The organism is Burkholderia cepacia (assembly GCF_001039005.1).
Classification (GTDB): Bacteria; Pseudomonadota; Gammaproteobacteria; order Burkholderiales; family Burkholderiaceae; genus Burkholderia; species Burkholderia theae.
Genome location: NZ_LDWR01000004.1, coordinates 55,476 through 80,086 on the forward strand (window position 1 = coordinate 55,476; position 24,611 = coordinate 80,086).

A 24,611-nucleotide genomic window follows, 5' to 3' on the forward strand; every position below is an offset into this window, starting at 1 on the left:
AATCGCCAACGGAACAGAATAGAGCGCGCAGCGGGCACGGCACAAGCCCCCACCTATTGTTCTATCGTCCTGAATAGTTTCGGCATTTCGCACTGGAAAGCGATCGATTTCCGTTCAGTTCCACGCGATAACCGCTCCCGCCCCGAGCCGCCTCCCCTGCATCACCGCACGAACCGCTCGCGATACCCCTGCGGCGACACGCCCAGCACGCGCACGAAACTGCGCCGCAGCGTCTCCTCCGAACCGAATCCGCAACGCGCGGCGATCCGCTTGACCGGCCATGCCGTTTCGCCGAGCAGGCGCTGCGCGGCCTCGACGCGGATCTGTTCGACGGCGCGCGCGGGCGTGCGGCCGGTTCCCGCGCGATAGTGGCGCACGAAGCTGCGCTCGCTCATGCGCACGCGTTCGGCCAGCGCGGGCACCGACAGGTCGGCCGTCAGGTGCTCGGCCATCCACGCATGCAGCTCGCCGAACCGCTCGTCGGTGCGCTGCATCGACAGCATCGCGCTGAACTGCGCCTGGCCGCCCGGACGTTTCAGGAACACGACAAGTTCGCGCGCGACGTCGAGTGCGGTCGCGCGTCCGAGATCCTCCTCGACCAGCGCAAGCGCGAGATCGATGCCGGCCGTCACGCCGGCCGACGTCCACAGCGCGCCCTCGCAGATGAAGATCGGGTCGGACTCGACGTGCACGTTCGGGTAGCGCGCCGCGAATTCGTCGCAGCGCGCCCAGTGCGTGACCGCGCGCCGCCCGTCGAGCAGGCCGGCCTCCGCGAGCAGGAATGCGCCGGTGCAGACCGACGCGACGCGTCGCGCGCGCCCGGCCTGCTGCCGCACCCAGCGCACCAGCCGCGCATCCCGCGATGCCGCGTGCACGCCCTTGCCGCCGGCGACGATCAGCGTATCGGGAGCGCGCGCGGCCGAGCGCAGCGACTCGGCCATCACGACGAGGCCCGACGACGTCTCGATGGGCCCGGCATCGGCCGCGACGACGCGTGGCGCATACGGCGCGGGCTGCCCGCGCTCCAACGCGAGTTCGTTGACGGACGCAAACACCTGCAGCGGCCCCGACACGTCAAGCAGTTGCGCGCGGGGGAACGCGAGGACCAGGATCGAGCGCGGAGCGGCAGGCATGGCGATTGGCTGAAAACGTGGGTGATATGGCGATTTCGCCAAACACTACGCGCCTAGAATCGATCTGTCCATCATGTGCCGGCAACGGCGTGTACCACTTCCACTCGGAGTCTTCGCATGACCCTGCATATCGGCTTACTCGTGTTTCCGGGCGTCCAGCAACTCGATCTCACCGGCCCGCACGACGTGCTCGCGTCGCTACCGGACGCGGCCGTCCACTTGGTGTGGAAGTCGCGCGACGCCGTCGCGTCGAGCAGCGGCCTCGCGCTCGCGCCGACGTCGACGTTCGACGACTGCCCGCCGCTCGACGTGATCTGCATCCCGGGCGGGATCGGGATCAACGACCTGCTGCTCGATGCCGAAACGATCGCGTTCGTGCAGCAGCGCGCGGCCACCGCGCGCTACGTGACGTCGGTCTGCACGGGCGCGCTGCTGCTCGGCGTGGCCGGCCTGCTGCGCGGGCGGCGCGCGACGACGCACTGGGCGTTCCACGCGCTGCTCGAACCGCTGGGCGCGGTGCCCGTGCGCGAGCGCGTCGTGCGCGACGGCAACCTGATCACGGGCGGCGGCGTGACGGCCGGCATCGACTTCGCGCTGACGATCGCCGCGGAACTGGCCGGCGACGAAGAGGCGCAGGCGATCCAGCTGCAGCTCGAATACGCGCCCGCGCCACCGTTCGACGCGGGCTCGCCCGACACCGCGCCGGCGGCGGTCGTGAAGCGTGTTACCGAGCGGTCGGCGGCCGGCTTCGCGAAGCGCAAGCAGATCATCGAGCAGGCGCTGCGCGCGACGTCGCGCTGAATGTGGGTACGGGGAAACTGGCTGGCAGACGACGCGCATACGCGCCGGAGAACACATCGATGAACATCATCCGCAGCGCCGCGTTCACCGCGGACCGCCCGTGGGGCGCGCTCGACATTGCAAACCTGAACGGCGTTACGGTCCGCCTGCACTGGACCGACCAGCCCTATCAATGGCATGTGAACGACGACGAGGAAGTGTTCGCGGTGCTCGACGGTCGCGTCGAGATGCGCTATCGCGAAGCTGGCGTCGAGCACGCGACGGTGCTCGAAGCGGGCGACGTGTTCCATGCGACGGTCGGCACCGAGCACGTCGCGCATCCGCTTGGCGAAGCGCGCATCCTCGTGATCGAGACCGAAGGCAGCGTCTGACGGCCGGCGGCTGTACGTCGATACAGCGCGGATGGCAACCGAATCCGCGCGGCGGGTTTCACCCCGTGATGGTGCCCGTCGCCTGCGACGCGATCAGTTTCGGCTGCGGCGTGCACAGGCACTGGCACAGGTCGTGTTCGAGCGCGACGACCTTGCCCATCACGGTCATCGTCCGCTCGCCGCCATCCGACACGATCACGCCCGGCGACTTGCATGCGGCGCAGAACACGGGCGCGCCGAGATAGGCGAGTTCGCGTCCGTCGAACGATGAATTGGCGATCCCTTCGAGCACCACGCCGCCGTGGTCGGTGGTGTCGCCCTTCAGAATGAATTTGCGGCTCATGATGTCGGTTCTTCCCTCGGAAACGCCGCGCCGCGCGGCAGCGAGCCGCGCGCGGGCAGTCGGAATCCGCCCGTCGGTCGCGGTCGTCCCGGGAGCATATCACCCCGCGCGGCGGCCGCGTGCCGGTCGCCGCAGCCGCGCCCGTCAAAACTTGTGGCGAATCCCGATGCGCGCCATCAGTTGACGGTCGTTCGACGACGAATCGTCGGCGGCCGGATTGTAGGCATGGTCGAGCGCCGTCCCCGTCGATCCGTTCACCTTCATGTAGCTGCCCTGGATATACACGTCGGTCCGCTTCGACAGGTTGTAGTCCGCCATCAGGCCGACCGTCTGCCAATGCGGCCGGGATTTTCCGCCGGACGCGTCGAGCGACCCTTGCGTGTAGTAGTACATCGCGCCGAGCAGCAGCGCCGGCGTCACCTGGTACGTCGCGGTGACTTCATAGTTGTCGAACTTCAGGTGCGACACGGCCTGTCCCGCGGGCACGATCGAACCGCTGATGTATTGGAACGACGTCGGGTTCTTCATATCGCTGTGCGTGTAGACGAAGCCGAGCATCGCCTTGCCGAGCTGATAGTTGATGCCCGCACCGAACACGCGCTGGCGCTCCGCGAGGAAGCCCGCGTCGTCCGTGGTCACCGCGCCGACCGTGTTGGCGCCACCGCGATTGACGTTCAGGTAACCGACGCCGACCGTCAACGGACCGTTCGAATAACCAGCGCCGACGCTCTGCGCATTATTCAGCGAAAACTGGCCCGCGCTGTTCGAGAACGCGTAGGTTGCGCTCATCTGGAAGCCCGACAGATCGGCGCTGTAGAACTGCACCGCGTTGTCGAGCCGGAAGAAGTTGTCCGTGTTGTCGTTGCCGTACGGGTGATCGAAGATGAAGCCGCCCCAACTGCCGTTCGCGGTCAACGGCCCGAGGAATTCGACCAGCGAGTCGTACTGGCGGCCGAACGTCAGCGTACCCACACCGTCCTTCGACAGACCAACATAAGCCTGGCGGCCGAATTCGCGGCCGCCCTGGTTGAGCCGGCCGGTGTTGACGTCGAAACCGTTCTCGAGCCTGAACACGGCCTTGAACCCGCCGCCGAGATCCTCGCCGCCCTTGATCCCCCAGCGGCTGCCCTGCACGATGCCGCTCGACATTTCCCACGCCGAGTGGCCGTTCACGTTGCTCGTGTAGTTCACGCCTTCGTCGATCAATCCGTACAGCGTGACGCTGTTTTGGGCGTGCGCCGACGTTACCGCGCCGCCGGCCAGCAACAGGCCGATCATCTGCTTCTTCATGTTTCAGTCTCCTCCGATTTGCCGAACAGGCGGGACGGTCGGCCGCGAGCACGCACGACGCGCTCGTTGCGCGCGTGCGCCGTCCCCGGCATGCGTCGGTGGATGTCGCGAATCCGTCGGTCCCGCGTCAGACGCCCGGGAAACCCGGGACGTCACGCTTACTCGCCGTAGATATCGAACATGAAATAATTGCGCGCGAGCTTGTCGTACTCGCCGCTCTTGCGAATGGACGCGATCGCCTGATTGATCTTCGCCGCGAGCTGCGTGTCGCCCTTGCGGATACCGATCGCGACACCTTCGCCCGCTGCACGCTTGTCCTTGACCTCGGCGCCGGCAAACGCGAACGCCTTGCCGCGCGGCGTGCGCAGGAACCCGATGTCGGCCTGGACGGCCGCCTGGAACGACGCGTCGAGGCGGCCGGTCGTGAGGTCCTGATAGATCTGGTCGGTACCCGGATACGACACGACCTCCACGCCCTTCGATGCCCATTCGGCCCGCGCATAGGTCTCCTGCAACGACCCTTGCTGAACGCCGATCCGGCGCCCCTTCAACGATGCCGCGGTCGGCTGCAACGTGGAGCCCGCCCGGGCGATCAGGCGCGGCGCGCCCGAATAGAGACGCTCGGTGAAATCGATCTGCTGCCGGCGCGCCGGCGTGGCCGTCATCGCCGACAGGATCGCGTCGAACTTGCGCGCCTTCAGCGCGGGAATGATCGCGTCGAAGCCCTGCTCCACCCATACGCAACGCATACGCAGGTTCGCGCAGATCGCATTGCCGAGATCGACGTCGAAGCCGACGAACGAACCGTCGGGCAGCTTCGATTCGAACGGCGGATAGGTCGGATCGATGCCGAAGCGAAGGGTCTGCAGTTCACCCGCGGAAGCGAGCAGCGGAATGGCGCAGAGCGCGAACAGACTAGAGCGGACAAGGCGTTTCATGGTGTCTCCAAGCCAGGATGAGAAAGCACGTTCGCGCGTGACACGAACGCGTTGCCGTCAATGTTTGTTAGAACGGCAGGCAGGCGACGGCGCCTGTCTGCTCCGGGTGAAGCAGGGCCGCGTTATGCAAGGAAGCGTTCGACCAGCCGGACCCAGTAACTCGCGCCGGTCAGCAGGATGTCGTCGTTGAAGTCGTAACCCGGGTTGTGGACCATGCATCCGCCCTTGCCCTCACCGTTGCCGATCAACAGGTAACAGCCGGGGCAGCGCTCGAGCACATACGCGAAATCCTCGCTGTTCGTGATCGGCTTCATGTCGCGGACGAGTCCGCCGTCGCCGAGCCAGTCGCGGGCGACGGATTCGGCCAGCCGGGTCTCGTCGGGGTGATTGATCAGCACCGGATAACCGCGCTCGTACTCGACCTCCGCCCGCGCGCCGAAACCCTCCGCGTGAGCGTGCGCAAGCGCGGTGATCCGCGCTTGCAGCAGGTCGCGCACGCCGGGATCGAGCGCACGCACCGACAGGCCGATGACGGCGGCGTCAGGAACGATGTTGGACGCACTGCCCGCGTGGATCGATCCGACCGTCACGATGGCCGTTTCGAGTGGATCGACATTGCGTGCCACCACCGTTTGCAGCGCCATGACGAGCGACGCGCTCGCGACGACCGGGTCGACCGTCTTGTGCGGGATTGCGCCGTGGCCGCCGTAACCGGCGATGCGAATCGTGACCGAGTCGGCGGATGCCATGAAGGCACCGCTTCGGAATCCGAACTGGCCAGCCGGCAAGCCCGGCATGTTGTGCATCGCGAATACGGCATCGCACGGGAAGCGCTCGAGTAAACCTTCTTCGAGCATTCGCAGCGCACCGCCGCCGCTTTCTTCCGCCGGCTGGAAGATCACGCGCACGGTGCCCGAAAAGCACCGGTTCTGCGCCAGATACCGCGCGGCGGCGAGGAGCATCGCCGTATGTCCGTCGTGACCGCAGGCATGCATGACGCCTGGGTTCGTGCTCGCATACGGCAACCCGGTTGCCTCGACGATCGGCAACGCATCCATGTCCGCCCGGAGTCCGATCGTGCGTCCGGCGCCGTTGCCGAGTGTCCCGACGACACCGGTATCGCCGATCCCGCAATGCACGTCGTAGCCCCACTGCGCAAGACGTTCCGCGACCAGTGCGCTCGTCGCGTATTCCTGGAAGCTCAGCTCCGGATCGGCATGAATCTGCCGACGCAGCGCGATCATCTCGCGTTCGATATTGCGCATGCCTTGCGGCACGAATTCATTGGACGAGATGGACATGAAGAGGCTTCCGTGTAGGTCAGACAACCAAGGCGGAGCCGATCATAAGCAGCGCAATTCGTCCCCGGAAGCCGCAATTTGGTTATATTGACAACCAATGGTTATCACGGTGCACGGCACGCCTATCGTATGAAAAATCATCAGATCCATGCATTGGTCGCGGTCGCCGACGCGGGCAGCATCCGGGCGGCGGCAAGGCTGCTCGGCGTATCGCAGGCTGCGGTGACGAAGGCGCTGCGCGAACTCGAGCAGGAGCAGAAACTGACGCTGCTGTCGCGCAGCTCGAGCGGCGTCAGCCTCACCGACGCCGGGCATACGCTACTGGGTCATGCACGGCTGATCATCGGGCAGTTCGAACGCGCGAACGACGCGCTCGCCCGGCTGCGCGGCGACCAGACCGGCAAGCTCACGATCGCAGTCACGCCGCTTGTCATGCTGACGTTCATGACCGAAGCGATCACGCTGTTCCGCAAGCAGATGCCGAAGGTGCAGCTCGAGATCTTCGAGGGCCTGACGGCCGTCGCGTTGCCGCGGCTGCGGGAGGGCACGCTGGACCTGTCGGTCGTGCCACTGACGTCGGTCGTGTCGAGCCGGGAATTCGATCACGAGCCGCTGTTCTCGTATCAGTCGTGCGTGGTGGCACGGCGCGGCCACCCGCTCGCGAACCGGCGTTCGATTCACGATCTGCTCGAGCAGGACTGGGCGGTCAACTACACGGCGACCAGCTATGACGAGACGATGCACAACATCTTCTGGCAGCACGGCGCCGCGATCGATCGTTCCCGCCTGCATTGCGCCCATTCCAGCGCGCTGATGCTGGAACTCGTCCGCCGCAACGACATGCTCAGCCATTGCCCCGAGCCGCTGCTCCTCACCGATGCGATGCGCGACTGGGCACATCCACTCGAGCTCGCCGAGCGCTTCGACGCCGGCCGCGTCGCCGTCATCGGCCTGCACAACGCGATGCGCAGCCAGGCAAGCCAGTGCTTCGTCGACAGCCTGTCGCAAACGATCCGCAAGCGCAGCCGCTCGGCCGCAACGGAGAACCAGCGGCTGTTCGATCAACTCGACCTGCTGCTATGAACGGGTACGTCGACGGCGAGCGCGGAATCGATCGGGGCTGCACGCCTGCGGTCGGCCGGCACGTCGAACCCGCCGGCTACCGCACCCGAGTCAGACGAACAGCGCGATGCACAGCGCGGCACCGCACAGATACGTGCCGAGCGCACCGATGAAACGCACGGGATTCGGCGCGGCCATCGTCGGCCACGCGAGCAATCCGATCACGAGCAGACAGCGGCACGCGGTCGCCACGACGATCAGCGACAGAATCGCGCGCGACGGATCGTGTGCGCCGAAATAGAGGAACAGCACCGCGAGAAACGGCGCGTATTCGGCCGTGTTGCCGTGCGCGCGCACGATCTTGTGCAGCCCGTTGGTGGGATCGGCGGCACACCCGGTTCCGGTGGTGTGCCGGAAGCGCGTGACGGACACGACGAGGCCGAGGCCAAACAACAGCAGCCCGAGGATGGCCGTGCAAACGAGCGCGACGGGATGGATCGACATGGGGCTCCCGGCGAAAGCGGAAATGCGCCGCACATCCGGCGATCCTACCCTCCGCCTGCGTGCGCGACCATCACGGAAACCCGTAGCGTCTACACATGCCGCCGACGATTTCGCGAACAGGTTCCGGCCCGATTTGCAGCGATACTGCGCCGCACGAAACCGGTGCATCGGCCACCTGCGCAGCCACCCGGGCCTGCCCGCGGACACCCTTGTCGCGCGGAACCTTCGGCGCGAAACGCGCAAACGTTAGCCCGCGGCGGCGCGCGCCGCCGCACCGCAACGCCGGTTGCCGCGCGTCACAGGCACGCGCGTTGCGTCTGCGCATCTCGGTAGAGAACCACCCTTGGCAGCCCGCCGTTGAGGACTACACTAATCCTTAATGGGGTGCGGCCGGAGCCCGCGCCTTCAGGGAGACGCCGCCATGAATCGGCCGCTGAATCGTATCCTGCCGCGCGTGACCGGTCTCGCATCGGTCTGGACGTGGGTCAAGTGGTCTTTGCTCGCCGCGCTGTTGATCGCGGCGGCAATCGTTGCGCGACTCGTGCAGACCGAGATCGAAACGTCCCGGCTGCAGGCGCACTACCTGTCCGAGCTCACCCGCGACGTCGGCTACACGGTCGAGACGGGCCCGAGCGATCACATCCGCTTCCCCGCGAACGGCCCTTACGACCAGCGCCTCGGCTACGCGATGATTCCGTCGTTCCAGGAACGGTTGCTCGCGCGCGGTTTCGTCGTCAGCAAGCAGGCGCGCGATTCGCAGCGGATGCTGTCGCTCGGCGATCGCGGGCTGTTCCTCCCCTACGACGAGAAAGACCAGGCCGGCCTGATGCTGTTCGACTCGACGGGCGCGCCGCTGTTCGCGACCGTGTTCCCGCAGGGCGTCTACGCCGACTTCGACATGGTGCCGCGCGTGGTCGCCGATTCGCTGCTGTTCATCGAGGATCGCTACCTGCTCGACGCGAACCAGCCGAATCGCAACCCGGCGATCGACTGGGGGCGCTTCAGCCGCGCGGTCGCCGACCAGGCGCTGCACGTCGTCAACCGTCACCAGGCGCGCCCGGGCGGCAGCACGCTCGCGACGCAGATCGAGAAGTTCCGCCATTCGCCCGAAGGCCGCACCGCGACGCCGCCCGAAAAGCTCCGGCAGATTGCGTCCGCATCGGTCCGCGCGTACCTGAACGGCCCGCAGACGATGCTCGCGCGCCGCACGATCGTCGTGCGCTACCTGAACTCGGTGCCGCTCGCCGCGCGGCCGCACGTCGGCGAGATCACGGGCATCGGCGACGGTCTCACCGCGTGGTACGGGCGCGACTTCAACGACGTGAACCGCATCCTGTCCGCGCCGACGACCGGCGACAACGTCGACGAACAGGGCAAGGCGTTCCGCGAGGTGCTGTCGCTGATCATCGCGCAGCGCGCGCCGTCGTACTTCCTCAACAGCGGCTATCCGGCGCTGCAGCGGCTGACCGACAGCTACCTGCGGCTGCTGTCGAGCGGCGGCGTGATCTCGCCCGCGCTGCGCGATGCCGCGCTCGCCGCGCAGATCGAACGCAGCGCGCCGCCGGCCGCCGCGCACGTGCAGTCGTTCGTGTCGCGCAAGGCCGTGACGTCCGCGCGCGCGTCGCTGCTGTCGGCGCTCGGCATCAGCGACCTGTACCAGCTCGACCAGTTCGACCTGCAGGCCACGAGCACGCTCGACAACCGCGTGCAGCAGGCCGTCGCCGAACGGCTCGCGCTGGCGTCGACCCGCGACGGCGCGCAGGCCGCCGGCCTGTACGGTTTTGAAATGCTCGCACCGAAGGACGACCCGTCGCACCTCACGTACAGCTTCACGCTGTACGAACGCCGTAACGGCGCGAACATGTTGCGCGTGCAGACCGACAGCGTGAACGAGCCGTTCGACGTGAACCGCGGCGGCCGCATCAACCTCGGCTCGACCGCGAAACTGCGTACGCTGATCACGTACCTGCAGATCGTCTCCGACCTGCATGCGCGCTATGCGAACCTGTCGAACGCGGCGCTGGCCCGGGTGAAGCCAGACCCGATCGACGGGCTGTCGCACTGGGCGCTCGACTATCTGTCGCATACGCGCGACCGCTCGCTGCAGGCGATGCTCGACGCGGCCGTCGAACGCAAGTATTCGGCGAGCCCCGACGTGTTCTACACGGGCGGCGGCGCGCAGGTGTTCTCGAACTTCGAAAAGTCGGACAACGGTCGCATCCTGACGCTGCACGCGGCGTTCGAGCATTCGGTCAACCTCGTGTTCGTGCGGCTGATGCGCGACATCGTCCACTATGAGACGCTGCAGGCCGCCGGCCCGTCGTCGTCGTGGCTCAACGATCCCGAGCAGCGCCAGCATTACCTGCAGCAGTTCGTCGACGGCGAAAGCCAGGTCTACGTGAAGCGCTACTACACGCGCTATGCGGGCAAGGCGCCCGACGACGCGCTCGCGCTGATGCTGCACGACGTGCGCAAGTCGCCGCCGAAGATCGCGACCGTGCTGCGCAGCGTCGCGCCGAACGAATCGCTCGCGTGGTTCGATGCGCAGATGCGCGTGCAGCTGAAGGGCACGCCGGCCGCATCGCTGTCCGACGACGACCTCGCCGCGCTCTACGCGAAGTACGCGATCGACCGCTTCAACCTCAACGATCGGGGCTATATCGCGAGCGTGCACCCGCTCGCGCTGTGGACGCTCAACTACCTGCGGGCACACCCGGGCGCGTCGCTCGGCGATGTCCAGCGCGACAGCCGCGATGCGCGTTTCTACACGTACTCGTGGCTGTACAAGACGCGCTACCACGCGACCCAGGACCGGCGCATCCGCCGCATGGTCGAGTTGCGTGCGTATGCGGAGATCACGAAGGCGTGGCGCGCACTTGGCTACCCGTTCGCGGAAGTCACACCGTCCTACGCGGCCGCGATCGGCGCATCGGGTGACCAGCCCGACGCGCTCGCAAAACTGATCGGCCTGATCGCGAACGGCGGCCAGAAAGCGCCGACGGAAACCATCACGCGGCTCGACTTCGCGCAAGGCACGCCGTACGAAACGCGCTTCGTGCGCGCGGCCGCACAACCGCAGCCGATGCTGTCGCCCGAGATCGTCAACGTCGCGCACACGCTGCTGCGCGACGTCGTGCTCAACGGCACCGCGCGCCGTCTCGCGGGCGGGTTCACGCTGCCCGACGGCAAGACGCTCGAGGTGTACGGCAAGACGGGGACGGGCGACCAGCGCTTCAACGTCTACGCGCGCGGCGCGCGGCTGATCGAGTCGCGCAAGGTGAACCGCAGCGGCACGTTCGTGTTCGTGATCGGCGACCGGTTCTTCGGGGTCCTGACGGCGACCGCGCACGAACCGTATGCGGCGCGCTACGACTTCACGAGCGCGATGGCCGTGCAGTTGCTGCGCTCGATGGCGCCGGCGCTCGCGCCGCTGATCGAACGCCCGGCCGATGCCGGCACGCGCACCGCGGGCCCCGCGCCGCAGGCGGAAATGCCCGCGCCGCGCGCCGCCGCAGTGCGGCCGTCCTGAGCCCGGCGCGCAGGTTCATGCCGTGACGCGCCGCTCAGTGCGAGCGGCCGTCGTAGTGCGTGACGGGCAGCGCGTCGATATCGACATCCTCGAGGCAGCGCACGTTGATCGCCGCCATCGCGGTGCCGTTCGGATGGACGCCTTCGCCGAACGGATGGATCCCGCAGCGCTTGCAGAAGCGATGCCGGATCACGTGCTTGTTGAACAGGTAGGTCGCGAGATTCTCGTCGGGCGTGAGGAGCTTCATGTGGTCGCGCGGCACGAACCACATCAGCGCGCCCTTGCGCTGGCAGATCGAGCAATTGCACGCCATCACGCCTTGCAGGTCGCCTTCCGCCTCGAACTTCACGTCTCCGCAATGACAGCTTCCGCGATAAAGCATGGTCGTCTCCCGGTGCGGCTCGCGCGCGTCGACGGCGCCCGGGCGGACACCGTTGGCCAAGCCGATTCGATGCGGGTACAGTAGCGCGCACCCGCGCCGTGCGCAACGTGCGCCGGCGCCCGCCTTTTTCAAAACGAGGAGACACTCATGCTCGAACTGCGCCCCGGCTGCGAATGCTGCGACAAGGACCTGCCGCCCGATTCGGCGGATGCGCGCATCTGCACCTTCGAATGTACGTTCTGCGCGAGCTGCACCGACAACGTGCTGAAGGGCCGTTGCCCGAACTGCGGCGGCGATCTGGTTGTGCGACCGCGGCGGTCGGCGAGCCTGCTCGCAAAGTACCCGGCGTCGACGGAGCGCATCCACAAGCCGGGCGGCTGCGTGAGCGCCTGACGGCGCCGCATCGCCCGCCCCTCTCCGTCACGACATCTCGATCCGCGCGCGCGTCACCGCGAGCAGCGCCGCCATCGCGCGGCGCGCGCCGTCCTCGTCGCGCACGCGGATCGCGTCGCTGACGGCCGTGTGCTCGGCAAGCGACGCGTTGTAGACGTCCGCGCGGCGCGCATTCAGATGCAGTTGCGCCTCGAGCGTGCGATCGATCAGCGCGCCGAGCGGCACCAGCAGTTCGTTGCCGCCGGCCTCGAGCACGCTCAGGTGAAAGCGCAGGTCGGCGCGCACCCACTCGTCGACGTTGCGCGCGGCGGCCATCGCGCGCGCCGCGTCGTCGATCGCGTCGAACGCTTCCGGCGTATGCGCGCGCGCGGCGAGCGCGGCCGCGTACGGCTCGATCATCTCGCGCATCTCCTGAAGCTTCAGCGCGAACGCGAGCGGCGGCGCGACGCGCGCGTACCAGTCGAGCAGGTCGGCGTCGAGCAGGTTCCACGCTCGGCTCGGCCGCACGCGCGTGCCGACCTTCGGCCGCGATTCGACCAGCCCCTTCGACGTCAACGTGCGCAGCGCCTCGCGCATCACCGTGCGACTCACGCCGTACAGCTCCATCAGGTCGGGCTCCCTCGGCAGCAACGATTCGGGCGGATAGTCGCCGCGCAGGATCGCCGTCGCCAGCCGGAAAGCCGTCTGTCCATGCAGGTCGCGTTGAATGATCGTTCTCCGTTGGGCCGGCGGGCCGGCTGCCCACTATCTGCACAATAGTGCTATTAATACTATTATTTATCGGTCTACGCTAGGATAACCGCCAAAGCACGCGACCGTGCGCCGCGCCCGAGCGCCCGCGCCGGTCAACCATGGAGACTCGCGTCATGAAAATCACCCGCCTCGAAACCTTCGTCGTCCCGCCGCGCTGGCTGTTCCTCAAGATCGAAACCGACGAGGGCATCGTCGGCTGGGGCGAGCCGGTCGTCGAAGGCCGCGCGCACACGGTCGAGGCCGCGGTGCAGGAGCTGGCCGACTACCTCGTCGGCCGCGACCCGCTGCTGATCGAGGATCACTGGCAGGTGATGTACCGCGCGGGCTTCTACCGTGGCGGCCCGATCATGATGAGCGCGATCGCGGGCGTCGACCAGGCGCTGTGGGACATCAAGGGCAAGCATCACGGCGTGCCCGTGCACGCGCTGCTCGGCGGCCAGGTGCGCGATCGCATCAAGGTGTATTCGTGGATCGGCGGCGACCGGCCGAGCGACGTCGCGAACAATGCGCGCGCGGTCGTCGAGCGCGGCTTCAAGGCGGTGAAGATGAACGGCTCCGAGGAGCTGCAGATCGTCGACACCTACGACAAGGTCGAGCAGGTGATCGCGAACGTCGCGGCCGTGCGCGACGCGGTCGGCCCGCACGTCGGTATCGGCGTCGACTTCCACGGCCGCGTGCACAAGCCGATGGCGAAGGTGCTCGCGAAGGAGCTTGACCCGTACAAGCTGATGTTCATCGAGGAGCCCGTGCTGTCGGAGAACGCCGAGGCGCTGCGCGACATCGTCAACCAGACCAACACGCCGATCGCGCTCGGCGAACGGCTGTATTCGCGCTGGGACTTCAAGCACATCCTCGCGGGCGGCTACGTGGACATCATCCAGCCCGACGCGTCGCACGCCGGCGGCATCACCGAGTGCCGCAAGATCGCGACGCTCGCGGAGAGCTACGACGTCGCGCTCGCGCTGCACTGCCCGCTCGGCCCGATCGCGCTCGCCGCGTGCCTGCAGCTCGACGCGGTCAGCTACAACGCGTTCATCCAGGAGCAGAGCCTCGGCATTCACTACAACCAGGGCAACGACCTGCTCGACTACCTGCGCAACCCCGAGGTGTTCCGCTACGAGGATGGCTTCGTCGCGATCCCGCAGGGCCCGGGGCTCGGCATCGACGTCAACGAGGAGAAGGTGCGCGAGATGGCGAAGACGGGCCACCGCTGGCGCAACCCGGTGTGGCGCCACGCGGACGGCAGCGTCGCCGAGTGGTGAGCGCGATGCGCATCGCGCGCGGCTGCGGCCCGCGCGGTACGCATCGATTCGAGTACGGCCGCCCGACAGGCGGCCGTTTTTACATGCGCGGCGCGACGGGTGCCACGTGCCGGGCGCGCCCCGGCGGCCTCGCCGCGCGCCGCGTGGAACCCGCCGTCAGCCGAGCGCCGCGAACCCCGGTACGCTGAACGACAGCACGGCGGCCGCGACGAACACGCCGATCATCGTCAGCCCTTCGAGATGCAGGATGTTGCGGAACGTGTGTGCGTCCTCGGTCGATGCGGTGCGGCGCAAGCGCGGCAGCGCCGAGAAGCGGTTCAGGCCGCCGAGCACGAGCGCGAGCGCGACGAGCAGCAGCTTCAGCAGCAACAAGCGCCCCCACGTGCTGCCGTCGAGCGGCGCGAGCGAACCGCCGAGCCCGCGGATCGCATTGAGTGCACCCGTGCCGAGCACGAATACGACCGCGATGATCGACGTACGCGACAGATGCTGGCCGATGCGGATCAGCGCACCGCGCGCGACCGACGAACCGAGCGCCGGCAGCACCGCGAGCCCGCCCGCGAGCACGAGGCCGCCCCACACCGCCGTCGCGAGCAGGTGCAGCGTCTGCACACCGACCGCCGCGGACAGCGCACCCGTGTCGGCCGCATGGCCGAGCGATGCCTTGCTGGCCGCGACCACGATCACCGCGAGCCACAGCACCGCGTGCGCGGCCGGGCTGTCCGGCTTCGCCAGCGCGACGATCGCGAGCACCACGGCACCGGCGAACGCGACGCTCCACGCGAAACCCGTGTGCGTCTGCATCAGCACGGTCGGAATCGCGGCGAACGCGCCGCCGAGCCCCGCGCCGCTCATCGTCGCGGCCTCGTAGACCAGCCAGCCGAGGTCCGCGAGCACGAGCGCCAGCGCCGCCGCGACCAGCGAATGTTGCGCACGCAGCCACGCGGGATGCGAAGGCGCGACGATCGGCCGCGCGCCGTCCTTGCCGAGCCACGCCTTGAGCAGCGCCGAGCCGACCGCCATCGCGAACGCGGCGTCCATCAGCGCCGCGAGCGCGACCTGCCCGATCCACAAGCTGTCGAACTTCATCGCGCGCACCCTCCCGCATACGGCAGGCCGGCAGTGCGACGGCAACGGGAGAGACAGTGCGAAGGAGGCAACGGCACGGTAGAAAACGTCATTGATAAATCCGGAAACGGGAGAAATGACTGGACCTGCGGCGGAGGCGGCGCCGCGCGACCCGCGAGTGTACGGTCTTCGATGGTGAAAGCGCACGCCGGTTCACACAAACACGGCGCGATACGCGTCAAATTGTCGCAAGTCGCGAACAGACAGGAACCGATGTCGTTTTGCCAAATAGCCGTCATTACCCATCGATGATAGAATGCCGCGTCGCAGCAGCCCGGCTGTCCTGCCGTCCACGCGCCGAGCCGATCGTAGCCCGGACAGGTCCCCGACGAATAAACATGGAGTCTCGTGTGTCTTCAAGACGCCTCTTCCGTCCGCTGCTCGCCGTTCTGTTGATCGGCGGAGCGGGCCTTATGAGCGCTGCCCAAGCGCAGACCAAGCCCACGGAGCAAGCGCACGCCCAGCAGGCGCCGCTCAAGGCACCCGATACCATGGCCGAGCGCGTGCGCGGCTGTACTGCATGCCATGGCGTCCACGGCCAGGGCACGGACAACGACTACTTCCCGCGTCTTGCCGGCAAGCCGGCCGAGTACCTGTACAACCAGCTCGTCAACTTCCGTGACGGTCGGCGCAAGTACCCGCCGATGAACTACCTGCTGACGTACCTGAACGACGACTACCTGCGCGAAATCGCCGAGCACTTCTCGGCCGAGCGTCCGCCGTACCCGACGCCGGCCAAGCCGACGCTGCCGGCCGCGACGCTCGCACGCGGCAAGCAGCTCGTCACGCAGGGCGATCCGTCCCGCAAGCTGCCGGCCTGCGCGGCCTGCCACGGCGCGGGGCTGACCGGCATGCAGCCGGCGATCCCCGGCCTCGTCGGCCTGCACGCCGATTACCTGAGCGCGCAGCTCGGCGCATGGCGCTCGGGCAACCGCCACGCCAAGGCACCCGACTGCATGCACGACATCGCATCGAAGCTTTCCGACGAAGACGTGACGGCCGTGACCGCGTGGCTCGCCGCGCAACCGGCGCCCGCCAACCCCGTGCCGGCCCCGGCGCGTTCGATGAAGACTCCGCTCGCCTGCGGCAGCGAACCGCAATAAGGCAAGGGAGACAGACACAATGAAACGCAAGTCCCTGTTTGCACTCTCGGCCGTCGCGATCGTCGCGGCCGCCGCCCTCGTGCCGGTCCTGTGGCCGGGCAACGACACGCTGCACGGCGCATCCGCCGTCGCCGCGACGCCGGCCGACCAGGCCGCGCTGATCAAGAAGGGCGAATACCTCGCGCGCGTCGGCGACTGTATCGCGTGCCACACCGTGCGCGGCGGCAAGTCGTTCGCGGGCGGCCTGCCGATGGCGACGCCGTTCGGCACGATGTACACGCCGAACATCACGCCGGACGACCAGGCCGGCATCGGCAAGTGGACGTCGGACGACTTCTACCGCGCGATGCACACGGGTCGCTCGAAGGACGGCAGCCTGCTCTACCCGGGCTTCCCGTTCGCGAGCTACACGAAGGTCACGCGCTCGGATTCGGATGCGATCTACGCGTACCTGCGCTCGGTCGCGCCGGTGTCGGTGCCGAGCCGTCCGCACGAACTGAAGTTCCCGTTCAACAACCGCAACCTGCTGATCGGCTGGCGCACGCTGTTCTTCAAGGAAGGCGAGTACAAGCCGGATCCGACGAAGTCGGTCGAGTGGAACCGCGGTGCCTACCTCGTCGAAGGCCTCGGCCACTGCTCGATGTGCCACACGTCGATCAACATGATGGGCGGCCCGGTGAGCTCGTCGGCGTTCGCCGGCGGCCTGATCCCGCTGCAGAACTGGTATGCGCCGTCGCTGACGAACGACAAGGAACTCGGCCTCGGCGACTGGCACGTGCAGGAGCTGTCCGACCTGCTGCAAGCCGGCGTGTCGCACAAGGGCGCGGTGTTCGGCCCGATGGCGGACGTGGTCCACAACAGCCTGCAGTACATGAGCGACGAAGATACGCGCGCGATGTCGACGTACCTGAAGTCGATCCCGCAGAAGGCTGAAGCGCCGAAGAACATGCAGTACGAGCCGTCGAAGCAGTTCGGCAACGCGCTGTTCGACCAGGGCAAGAAGATTTACGCGGACAACTGCGCGACCTGCCACGCCGAAACGGGCTCGGGCAAGCCGCCGGCCTACCCGCCGCTCGCGGGCAACCACTCGATCATGATGGAATCGGCGGTCAACCCGATCCGCATGGTGCTGAATGGTGGTTATCCGCCGAGCACGTTCAAGAACCCGCGTCCGTACGGCATGCCGCCGTTCGCGCAGTCGCTGTCGAACCAGGAAGTCGCAGCAGTGGTAACGTACATCCGGATGTCCTGGGGCAACAACGGTACGCCGATCTCGCCACAACAGGTGAGTGACCTGCGTTCCGCGCCGCTTGACTAAATAACGCGTGACGCAAACGGGGCGCGGCTGCGGGAAACCGCAGCCGCGCCCCTTTGCTTTTTGCGACGCCAGTCCCCGCGCGGGCCGCGCGAGGTGTCGCCGATCATAAAACTCAAGAGTGGTATCTATGTCTTTCGAATCTCTCGGCCTGGCCGAACCGCTTGTCAAGGCGGTCAACGAGCTCGGCTACACGTCGCCGACTCCGATCCAGCAGCAGGCGATCCCCGCCGTGCTCGGCGGCGGCGACCTGCTCGCCGGCGCGCAAACGGGCACCGGCAAGACCGCCGGCTTCACGCTGCCGATCCTGCAGCGCCTGCACACGTACTACGCCGAACATCGCGGCGCGAAGCGCGCGGTGCGCGCGCTGATCCTCACGCCGACGCGCGAACTCGCCGCCCAGGTCGAGGAAAGCGTGCGCGCATACAGCAAGTACCTGAAGCTGCGTTCGACCGTGATGTTCGGCGGCGTCAGCATCAATCCGCAGATCGATGCGCTCAAGCGCGGCGTCGACATCGTCGTCGCGACGCCGGGGCGTCTGCTCGACCACATGCAGCAGAAGACGATCGACCTGTCGGATCTCGACATCCTCGTGCTCGACGAAGCCGACCGGATGCTCGACATGGGCTTCATCCACGACATCAAGCGCGTGCTCGCGAAGCTGCCGCCGCAGCGCCAGAACCTGCTGTTCTCGGCCACCTTCTCCGACGAGATCAAGGCGCTCGCCGACAGCCTGCTCGACTCGCCCGCGCTGATCGAAGTCGCGCGCCGCAACACGACCGCCGAAAGCGTCGCGCAGAAGATCCACCCGGTCGACCGCGACCGCAAGCGCGAGCTGCTCACGCACCTGATCCGCGAACACAACTGGTTCCAGGTGCTCGTGTTCACGCGCACGAAGCACGGCGCGAACCGCCTTGCCGAGCAGTTGACGAAGGACGGCATCAGCGCGATGGCGATCCACGGCAACAAGAGCCAGTCGGCACGCACACGCGCGCTGGCCGAGTTCAAGAACAGCACGCTGCAGGTGCTTGTCGCGACCGACATCGCCGCGCGCGGGATCGACATCGACCAGTTGCCGCACGTCGTCAACTTCGACCTGCCGAACGTGCCCGAGGATTACGTGCACCGGATCGGCCGCACGGGCCGCGCGGGCGCGACCGGCGAAGCCGTGTCGCTCGTGTGCGTCGACGAGAAGCAACTGCTGCGCGACATCGAGCGGCTGATCAAGCGCGAGATTCCGCAGGAAGTGATCGCGGGCTTCGAACCCGATCCGAACGTGAAGCCGGAGCCGATCCAGCAACGCCGCGGGCAACAACAGCCGCGCGGCGGTGGCGGTGGTGGCGGCGGCAATCGCCAGCCGCGCGCGGGCGGCTCAGGCCAGCCGGCCGCGAAACGCGAAGGCAGCGCGCAACCGAAAGCGGCGCAGCCGAAGGCCGCGAAGCCGCGCACGCAAGGCGGCGCCGGCGGCACCGGCGGACGCCCGTCGGGCGGCGGCAACAGCGCGCGCCCGGCGAGCGGCAACGCCGCGCACCCGAACCGCAATCGTTCGTCGCGCAGCGGCCAGCGCGGTCACTGAAGCCGCTCGGCCGCGCGCCGCAGGTGCTCGACCTGGCGTTGCCAGCGTGCGAGCACCGCGGCGCGCTCCCCTTCCAGCGTGAACGTGACGCCTGTCGCGAGACGCGCATAACCGACCCGCTGTGCATCGCCGTGCGCGATCGTCGCAGCGAATCCGGCCAGTCCGCCGAAGTCGCCTTCGAGCGGCTCGAGCCTCAATTGCGCCTGAAAGAACGCGCCGTCCGCGACCAGCGTCAACGCGGCCGCGCGCCGTTGTGCGAGCGCGCGCGCCGCACGCGATTGCGGCCATAACGCGAGCAGCAGCGTGCATGCATCGTGCGCATAGATTTCGCCGACACCGAGCAGCGTCGTGCGCAACTGGCCGTCGTCGGTCGCGACGATCAAGGATGCCGCGATATCGGCATGACGCTCGAGCGCGGTGCCGTCGAACAGCGAGACGACGGCCGGCGGCCACGCGTCGAACGTCCATTGTTCGAGCGCGTGGCGATGGGTATCGGTCATGGTGGCGTGGCCCTGGTACGGATCGGATGTCGATGCGCCAGCATACGCCCGACAGGCCGCGCCGCGGCGATCAGCGCAGGAATACGTGCCGCGTGATCTTCGTGAGCGGATAGTGGACGCCCGGCTGGATCTTCGCGGGCAGGTCGAGCGGCTTGAGCAGCATCTTCACGCACATGTCGGCCGACAGGTTGCGCCGCACGAGCGTACTGATGCGCGCGGCGCGTTCGCGGTTGTACTGGCTGTCGCCGACGCGATCCGGATAGCGGACTGCGAACACGTGGCGCAACGCAATCTCCGAATCCTCGTTCTTGATTTCCATCACGCGGCGCATCAGCGCGCCGAGCACCGCGAGCCGGCCATTGCCTTCGAGTTTGTTGTACTTCTTGAAGAACTTGAAGAAGTGCTTGTAGTGACGCACTTCGTCCGTGCGGATGTTGTCGGTGATTTCCTTCAACACGGGCTCGTCGGAGCACTCGTTGATCGCGCGATAGAGCGTGGCCGTGCCTGTCTCGACGACGCAGCGCGCGACCATCTCGAGCGCGCGGGTCTTCTCGAATGCCTCGACCTTGCAGGTCTTCGAATACTCGGCGAAGAAATTCGCGAACGCGGTATCCCAGTCGAACTCGGGCCACACGTGCGCGATGTACGCCTTCAGCGCGCGGCCATGCTGCAATTCTTCGTGCTCCCATGCATTGTTGAGCCACGCCGATACTTCAGGATCGTCGTTGAAGAATTCGCTCAGATTGCTCGTGTAGAGATCCGAGCCGCTTTCGATGAACGACGATGCGCACAGCAACAGCAGCAGATCTTCGTTCGCGGCGGCACGCTGACGATCGATCCGGTTCAGGTCGATGTCCTCGATTCGCCACGGCATCACATGTGTCGTTTCGGTGTGCATGGTGGTGCGCTCCCAGTCGTCGTGCAGGGGCCGGCCCATGCCTTCGGCACAGGCGCCAACCGTCCAGCAGGCGGCGTTTTACTTGCGTTTATAGTGAATCGGTCCGGCCGAACCATCCTGGCATCTTAGCCGGACTTTGATGTTCGTGCTCCAGAGCACTGACCATACCGGACAAGCGCAGTTCCGCGGCGTCTGTTGCCGTTCGTTAGACGAGTCCTTCGAACCCGTCGCGCCCGCTCGACGACACGGGCCGCACCAAACGAAACGGGCGGCCATGCGGCCGCCCGTCGAGCATCGAAATGGAAGCGAACCGTCAGAAACCGGCCGCCAGACCGTCGCGCCGGCTGTCGCTCGCGGCCACGTAGCCACGCTCGCGATCGTCGCGGTCGAGACGACAGATGAACTGCCCCGAACCGAAATCCATGTAAGGATCGTCGATCGACTTGATCGTGTGGCCGCGTGCGGCCAGCCCATCGACGGTCGCGCGATTCATCGTCGCCTCGACGTCGAGCGTGAAGTCGCGGTTGACCTTCCAGCGCGGCGCATCGCATGCGGCCTGCGGTTGCTGCCCGTAGCCGAGCATCCGCACGACGGTCTGCAGATGGCCCTGCGGTTGCATGTCGCCGCCCATCACGCCGAAGCTCATCACGGCCTCGGTGCGGCCGTCGACCTCCTCGGTGACGAACGCCGGGATGATCGTGTGGAACGGCCGCTTGCCGCCCGCGACGACGTTCGGCGAAGCCGGATCCATCGAGAAGCCGTGCCCGCGGTTCTGCAGCGCAATGCCGGTGCCGGGCACGACGAGCCCCGAACCGAAGCCCATGTAGTTCGACTGGATGAAGCTCACCATCATCCCGCGCTCATCGGCCGCCGACAGGTAGATCGTGCCGCCCGAATGCGGCCGGCCGGCGCCGAAGTGCGTCGCACGCGCGGGATCGATCAGCTTCGCGCGTTCGGCGAGGTACGCATCGTCGAGCATCTGCTCGGGCGTGACTTCCATCGCGCGCGGATCGGCGACATAACGATAGACGTCCGCGAACGCGAGCTTCATTGCCTCGATCTGCAGATGCTGCGAGTCGACCGAATCGACCGGCCATTCGGTCACGCCCGCATGCTCGGCGATGCCGAGCGCGATCAGCGCGGCGATGCCCTGCCCGTTCGGCGGAATCTCGTGAATCGTGTGGCGGCCGAAGCGCTTGCCGATCGGCTCGACCCATTCCGGCCGATACGCACGCAGGTCGGCTTCGGTCAGCGCGCCGCCGCCTTCGCGGGAGAACGCGGCGATGCGTTCGGCCAGCGCGCCCTCGTAGAACGCGCGCGCGCCGTCCTTCGCAAGCGTGCGCAGCGTCTGCGCATGGCCGGGCAGGCACACGCGCTCGCCGACGAGCGGCGCACGGCCGCGCGACATGAAGGTCTCCGCGAAACCAGGCAGCCCCTGCAGCGCGGGCACGGCGGCCGCCCACTTGTGCGCGACGATCGGCGGCACCGCATAACCGCGCTCCGCGATCTCGATCGCCGGCTCGAGCAGGTCCGCGAACGGCAGCGAACCGAACTTCGCGTGCAGCGCTTCCCAGCCCGCGATCACACCCGGCACGGTGACGGTATCCCAGCCGCGCGTCGGCTTGTTCGCGAAGCCGTGCGCATCCTCGCCGTGGCGCTTGCGGAAATAGTCGACGTTCCACGCGGACGGCGCGACGCCCGACGCGTTCAGCCCGGACAGCCGCTCGCCGTCCCACACGAGCGCGAACGCGTCGCCACCGAGCCCGCACGACACGGGCTCGACGACCGTGATCGCGGCGGCGGCGGCCAGCGCCGCGTCGACCGCATTGCCGCCCTTCCACAGCATCCGCAGCCCGGCCTGCGCGGCGAGCGGGTGCGACGTCGACACGACGTTGCGCGCGAACACCGGAATGCGGGTCGTCGGATACGGGTTGTGCCAGTTGAAGCCAGTCATCGGTTCCACCTCGTCGAAAGCTGAATGAGTGCGCGCCCGCGAGCGCGGGCAATCCGTCATTGCAGCGCGATCAGCGCAATCGTACAAATTCATTTGTCACATGAATCAATGCGTTTTCCGCATGAATGACAGGCGACCACGCGCAGCAAGCCGGCCGAACGCCGTTACCGCCCTTACAATAGCCGCTCCGTCTCACGACACGACCATCGAGCCATGACCCGAGATCCCCGCCTCACCCTCAACGCGCGTCAGCAGGAACTGCTCGAATGGGTGCAGCGCGACGGCTTCGTGACCGTCGACGATCTCGCCGCGCACTTCGCGGTAACGCCGCAGACGATCCGCCGCGACGTGAACTGGCTCGCCGACCTGAACCTGCTGCGCCGCTACCACGGCGGCGCAAGCCTGCCGACCAGCTCGGAGAACGTGTCGTACACGGCGCGCCAGCGGATGTTCCACGACGAGAAGCGGCGCATCGCGGCGCTCGCCGCGTCGCATATCCCCGATCAGGCATCGCTGTTCATCAACCTCGGCACGACGACCGAGGAAGTCGCGCGCGCGCTGAACCGCCACCACGGGCTGCACGTGATCACGAACAACCTGAACGTCGCGTCGATGATGAGCGGCTACCCCGACTGCGAGGTGCTGATCACCGGCGGCATCGTGCGGCCGTGGGACAAAGGCATCGTCGGCGAGCTCGCGATCGACTTCATCCGCCAGTTCAAGGTCGACTACGCGATCATCGGCACGTCGGCGATCGAGGCCGACGGCACGCTGCGCGATTTCGACACGCGCGAGGTGCGCGTCGCCGAGGCCATCATGCAGCACGCGCGCACGGTCTACCTCGTGACCGACCATTCGAAGGTCGGCCGTCCCGCGCTGGTGCGCCAGGGCCACCTGAGCCAGGTGCACGCGCTGTTCACCGACAAGCCGCTGCCGCCCGAAATGGCCGACACGGTGGCCGCCGCCGGCACCCAGGTGTTCGTCGCGGAATGACGGTGGCGATGCTGCACCGCACCCGAAACTTCAAGTGAAATCAAGAAGTTGGCGGCGCAAGCGGACCGCTTGCGTGCGGCCCGGCTGTCAAACGGAAAATTAACGGGGCACGATTTGTCGTTGCCTGCGCGCTCGACTAGACTCCAGTTCCCCGGCCCGTTCGCCCGATCCGCCCGTGCCAAGGCGTGTGCGAATCTCAGGGTCGGCGAATACAGCTTTTCCCCCCAAGCCATACCCCCCGGGGTATCGTGCACCGGCGTTTGCGCCGGCCGCGCGGGCAGACCGGATGCCATGGAGAGAACGATGCTGAGTCCGCATGAATTCGCCACGCTATTGCTTGTGAAGGACGCGCCTGACCAGCGCGACATGGATCGGGATGAACTGGACATCCTGCTCGAACAGCAGCTCGTCCGCCTGGAAGGGCTCGGCTCGGGGCGCAAATACTGCGTGACCGAGACCGGCGACGCCGCGTTGCGATCCATCAAGTACCGCTATTCGTAAAGCCACGCTGTTCCTGACCTGACCGCGCCGGCCGGATTCCCGGCCGCGCCGTCGCTCCCGCCTCCCCGCCCGTTCGCCGCGGCCTGCTTCAGCCGCCGCGCAGCGTCGGATCGACCGCCGCCCGCCAGCTGATGGCCTGCGCGCGCGCACCGTTGAAATACGCGATCCAGCCGGCGCGCGCCGCCGCGTCGGGCGCCACATAGCGCGTCGAAAGTTCGTTTACGAACCCGCAATAGTTCGCTTCGGTCAGCCCGCGATACCGTTTCGCCACATACGCGTCGTACAGCGTCGAATAGACCGGCTGCGCATCCGCGCCCCAGTCGCGCGCCGTGCCGCCGCACGACGTCTGCAGATCGACGAACGACGGCGCCCGCCAGTTGCCGGCCAGCGGCGGCGTGCCGGCGCTGCACCCGGCCAGAAGGACGGCGCACGCGCCGGCCCACATCCCAATACGCATGATTCACCTCGCGAAACGGTCGATTCCGCCAGTATCGTCCGGGATCGTGTCGCGCGCTACTGGCCCCGCTTCTTCGAACTTTACTTTTTCGATTCCGTTCGTTAAATTTCGAATTCGAACATTT

Annotated in this window: 24 protein-coding genes; 11 read left to right on the forward strand and 13 right to left on the reverse strand. The window is 67.3% G+C overall.

Features of this window, described 5'->3' with window-relative positions; translation table 11 throughout:
- Nucleotides 1-161: 161 nt before the first annotated feature.
- A complete protein-coding gene (locus VL15_RS01285) occupies nucleotides 162-1,133 on the reverse strand; it encodes a GlxA family transcriptional regulator (RefSeq protein ID WP_048242672.1) in 972 nt (323 codons plus the stop codon).
- Between the two features lie 117 nt (nucleotides 1,134-1,250).
- Here VL15_RS01285 and VL15_RS01290 point away from each other — a divergent pair, with 117 nt between their 5' ends.
- Nucleotides 1,251-1,934, forward strand: coding sequence for a DJ-1/PfpI family protein (locus tag VL15_RS01290; RefSeq protein WP_048242673.1), 684 nt, complete (start codon nucleotides 1,251-1,253; stop codon nucleotides 1,932-1,934).
- A 59-nt stretch (nucleotides 1,935-1,993) separates the two neighbouring features.
- Nucleotides 1,994-2,305: a cupin gene (locus VL15_RS01295; protein WP_048242674.1), complete on the forward strand. Its 312-nt coding sequence runs from the start codon at nucleotides 1,994-1,996 to the stop codon at nucleotides 2,303-2,305.
- Between the two features lie 58 nt (nucleotides 2,306-2,363).
- On the opposite strand, the gene VL15_RS01300 is transcribed toward VL15_RS01295, so the two are convergent.
- From VL15_RS01300 to VL15_RS01315, 4 genes are all read right to left on the reverse strand, one after another.
- The gene (locus tag VL15_RS01300; RefSeq protein WP_048242675.1) at nucleotides 2,364-2,648 is read right to left on the reverse strand and encodes a PAAR domain-containing protein; all 285 of its coding nucleotides are present in this window, start codon (nucleotides 2,646-2,648) and stop codon (nucleotides 2,364-2,366) included.
- Between the two features lie 144 nt (nucleotides 2,649-2,792).
- Nucleotides 2,793-3,938: a porin gene (locus tag VL15_RS01305; protein WP_048242676.1), complete on the reverse strand. Its 1,146-nt coding sequence runs from the start codon at nucleotides 3,936-3,938 to the stop codon at nucleotides 2,793-2,795.
- Nucleotides 3,939-4,096: 158 nt separating this feature from the next.
- The gene (locus tag VL15_RS01310) at nucleotides 4,097-4,876 is read right to left on the reverse strand and encodes an ABC transporter substrate-binding protein (RefSeq protein ID WP_048242677.1); all 780 of its coding nucleotides are present in this window, start codon (nucleotides 4,874-4,876) and stop codon (nucleotides 4,097-4,099) included.
- A 122-nt stretch (nucleotides 4,877-4,998) separates the two neighbouring features.
- Complete coding sequence (locus VL15_RS01315; protein ID WP_048242678.1) at nucleotides 4,999-6,177, reverse strand: M20 aminoacylase family protein; 1,179 nt, start codon at nucleotides 6,175-6,177, stop codon at nucleotides 4,999-5,001.
- Nucleotides 6,178-6,306: 129 nt separating this feature from the next.
- Here VL15_RS01315 and VL15_RS01320 point away from each other — a divergent pair, with 129 nt between their 5' ends.
- Complete coding sequence (locus VL15_RS01320) at nucleotides 6,307-7,260, forward strand: LysR family transcriptional regulator (RefSeq protein WP_048242679.1); 954 nt, start codon at nucleotides 6,307-6,309, stop codon at nucleotides 7,258-7,260.
- A gap of 90 nt (nucleotides 7,261-7,350) precedes the next feature.
- Here the strand turns inward: VL15_RS01320 and VL15_RS01325 are convergent, their stop codons facing one another.
- The gene (locus VL15_RS01325; RefSeq protein ID WP_048242680.1) at nucleotides 7,351-7,743 is read right to left on the reverse strand and encodes an MAPEG family protein; all 393 of its coding nucleotides are present in this window, start codon (nucleotides 7,741-7,743) and stop codon (nucleotides 7,351-7,353) included.
- Between the two features lie 421 nt (nucleotides 7,744-8,164).
- On the opposite strand from VL15_RS01325, the gene VL15_RS01330 reads away from it, so the two are divergent.
- Nucleotides 8,165-11,272, forward strand: coding sequence for a transglycosylase domain-containing protein (locus VL15_RS01330; protein WP_048242681.1), 3,108 nt, complete (start codon nucleotides 8,165-8,167; stop codon nucleotides 11,270-11,272).
- A 34-nt stretch (nucleotides 11,273-11,306) separates the two neighbouring features.
- Here the strand turns inward: VL15_RS01330 and VL15_RS01335 are convergent, their stop codons facing one another.
- On the reverse strand, nucleotides 11,307-11,654 hold the full coding sequence (locus VL15_RS01335) for a GFA family protein (RefSeq protein ID WP_048242801.1): 348 nt from the start codon (nucleotides 11,652-11,654) through the stop codon (nucleotides 11,307-11,309).
- Nucleotides 11,655-11,801: 147 nt separating this feature from the next.
- Between VL15_RS01335 and VL15_RS01340 the strand changes: the two genes are divergently transcribed.
- Nucleotides 11,802-12,047 (forward strand): DUF1272 domain-containing protein, encoded by a 246-nt coding sequence (locus VL15_RS01340; protein WP_048242682.1) that lies wholly within the window; start codon nucleotides 11,802-11,804, stop codon nucleotides 12,045-12,047.
- A gap of 27 nt (nucleotides 12,048-12,074) precedes the next feature.
- Here VL15_RS01340 and VL15_RS01345 read toward each other — a convergent pair whose 3' ends face one another.
- Nucleotides 12,075-12,758, reverse strand: coding sequence for a FadR/GntR family transcriptional regulator (locus VL15_RS01345; protein WP_048242683.1), 684 nt, complete (start codon nucleotides 12,756-12,758; stop codon nucleotides 12,075-12,077).
- 155 nt (nucleotides 12,759-12,913) lie between these two features.
- Here VL15_RS01345 and dgoD point away from each other — a divergent pair, with 155 nt between their 5' ends.
- Nucleotides 12,914-14,062 carry a galactonate dehydratase gene (gene dgoD, locus VL15_RS01350; RefSeq protein ID WP_021160175.1) on the forward strand — a complete coding sequence of 383 codons (1,149 nt, stop codon included), beginning with the start codon at nucleotides 12,914-12,916 and terminating at the stop codon, nucleotides 14,060-14,062.
- Between the two features lie 156 nt (nucleotides 14,063-14,218).
- Here the strand turns inward: dgoD and VL15_RS01355 are convergent, their stop codons facing one another.
- Entirely contained in the window at nucleotides 14,219-15,151 is a 933-nt protein-coding gene (locus tag VL15_RS01355) for a copper resistance D family protein (protein ID WP_048242684.1), read from the reverse strand.
- Nucleotides 15,152-15,528: 377 nt separating this feature from the next.
- On the opposite strand from VL15_RS01355, the gene VL15_RS01360 reads away from it, so the two are divergent.
- The 3 genes from VL15_RS01360 (at nucleotide 15,529) to VL15_RS01370 (ending at nucleotide 19,184) form a co-directional block, all read left to right on the forward strand.
- Entirely contained in the window at nucleotides 15,529-16,293 is a 765-nt protein-coding gene (locus VL15_RS01360; RefSeq protein ID WP_048242685.1) for a c-type cytochrome, read from the forward strand.
- Between the two features lie 19 nt (nucleotides 16,294-16,312).
- Nucleotides 16,313-17,611 carry a c-type cytochrome gene (locus VL15_RS01365; RefSeq protein ID WP_048242687.1) on the forward strand — a complete coding sequence of 433 codons (1,299 nt, stop codon included), beginning with the start codon at nucleotides 16,313-16,315 and terminating at the stop codon, nucleotides 17,609-17,611.
- Between the two features lie 127 nt (nucleotides 17,612-17,738).
- Nucleotides 17,739-19,184, forward strand: coding sequence for a DEAD/DEAH box helicase (locus VL15_RS01370; RefSeq protein ID WP_048242688.1), 1,446 nt, complete (start codon nucleotides 17,739-17,741; stop codon nucleotides 19,182-19,184).
- Here VL15_RS01370 and VL15_RS01375 read toward each other — a convergent pair.
- The 3 genes from VL15_RS01375 to VL15_RS01385 form a co-directional block, all read right to left on the reverse strand.
- The gene (locus tag VL15_RS01375) at nucleotides 19,178-19,684 is read right to left on the reverse strand and encodes a hypothetical protein (protein WP_048242689.1); all 507 of its coding nucleotides are present in this window, start codon (nucleotides 19,682-19,684) and stop codon (nucleotides 19,178-19,180) included. The two genes, VL15_RS01370 and VL15_RS01375, sit on opposite strands and share 7 nt — an antisense overlap.
- A 70-nt stretch (nucleotides 19,685-19,754) precedes the next feature.
- The gene (locus VL15_RS01380) at nucleotides 19,755-20,582 is read right to left on the reverse strand and encodes a ferritin-like domain-containing protein (RefSeq protein ID WP_048242802.1); all 828 of its coding nucleotides are present in this window, start codon (nucleotides 20,580-20,582) and stop codon (nucleotides 19,755-19,757) included.
- A gap of 313 nt (nucleotides 20,583-20,895) precedes the next feature.
- Nucleotides 20,896-22,536: a gamma-glutamyltransferase family protein gene (locus VL15_RS01385; protein WP_048242690.1), complete on the reverse strand. Its 1,641-nt coding sequence runs from the start codon at nucleotides 22,534-22,536 to the stop codon at nucleotides 20,896-20,898.
- Nucleotides 22,537-22,749: 213 nt separating this feature from the next.
- Here VL15_RS01385 and VL15_RS01390 point away from each other — a divergent pair, with 213 nt between their 5' ends.
- Together VL15_RS01390 and VL15_RS01395 are read left to right on the forward strand one after the other, a co-directional pair.
- Nucleotides 22,750-23,529, forward strand: coding sequence for a DeoR/GlpR family DNA-binding transcription regulator (locus VL15_RS01390; RefSeq protein ID WP_048242691.1), 780 nt, complete (start codon nucleotides 22,750-22,752; stop codon nucleotides 23,527-23,529).
- Nucleotides 23,530-23,832: 303 nt separating this feature from the next.
- Entirely contained in the window at nucleotides 23,833-24,030 is a 198-nt protein-coding gene (locus tag VL15_RS01395; RefSeq protein WP_006477892.1) for a hypothetical protein, read from the forward strand.
- A gap of 88 nt (nucleotides 24,031-24,118) precedes the next feature.
- Here VL15_RS01395 and VL15_RS01400 read toward each other — a convergent pair whose 3' ends face one another.
- Nucleotides 24,119-24,487, reverse strand: coding sequence for a hypothetical protein (locus tag VL15_RS01400; protein WP_048242692.1), 369 nt, complete (start codon nucleotides 24,485-24,487; stop codon nucleotides 24,119-24,121).
- Between the last annotated feature and the right edge of the window lie 124 nt (nucleotides 24,488-24,611).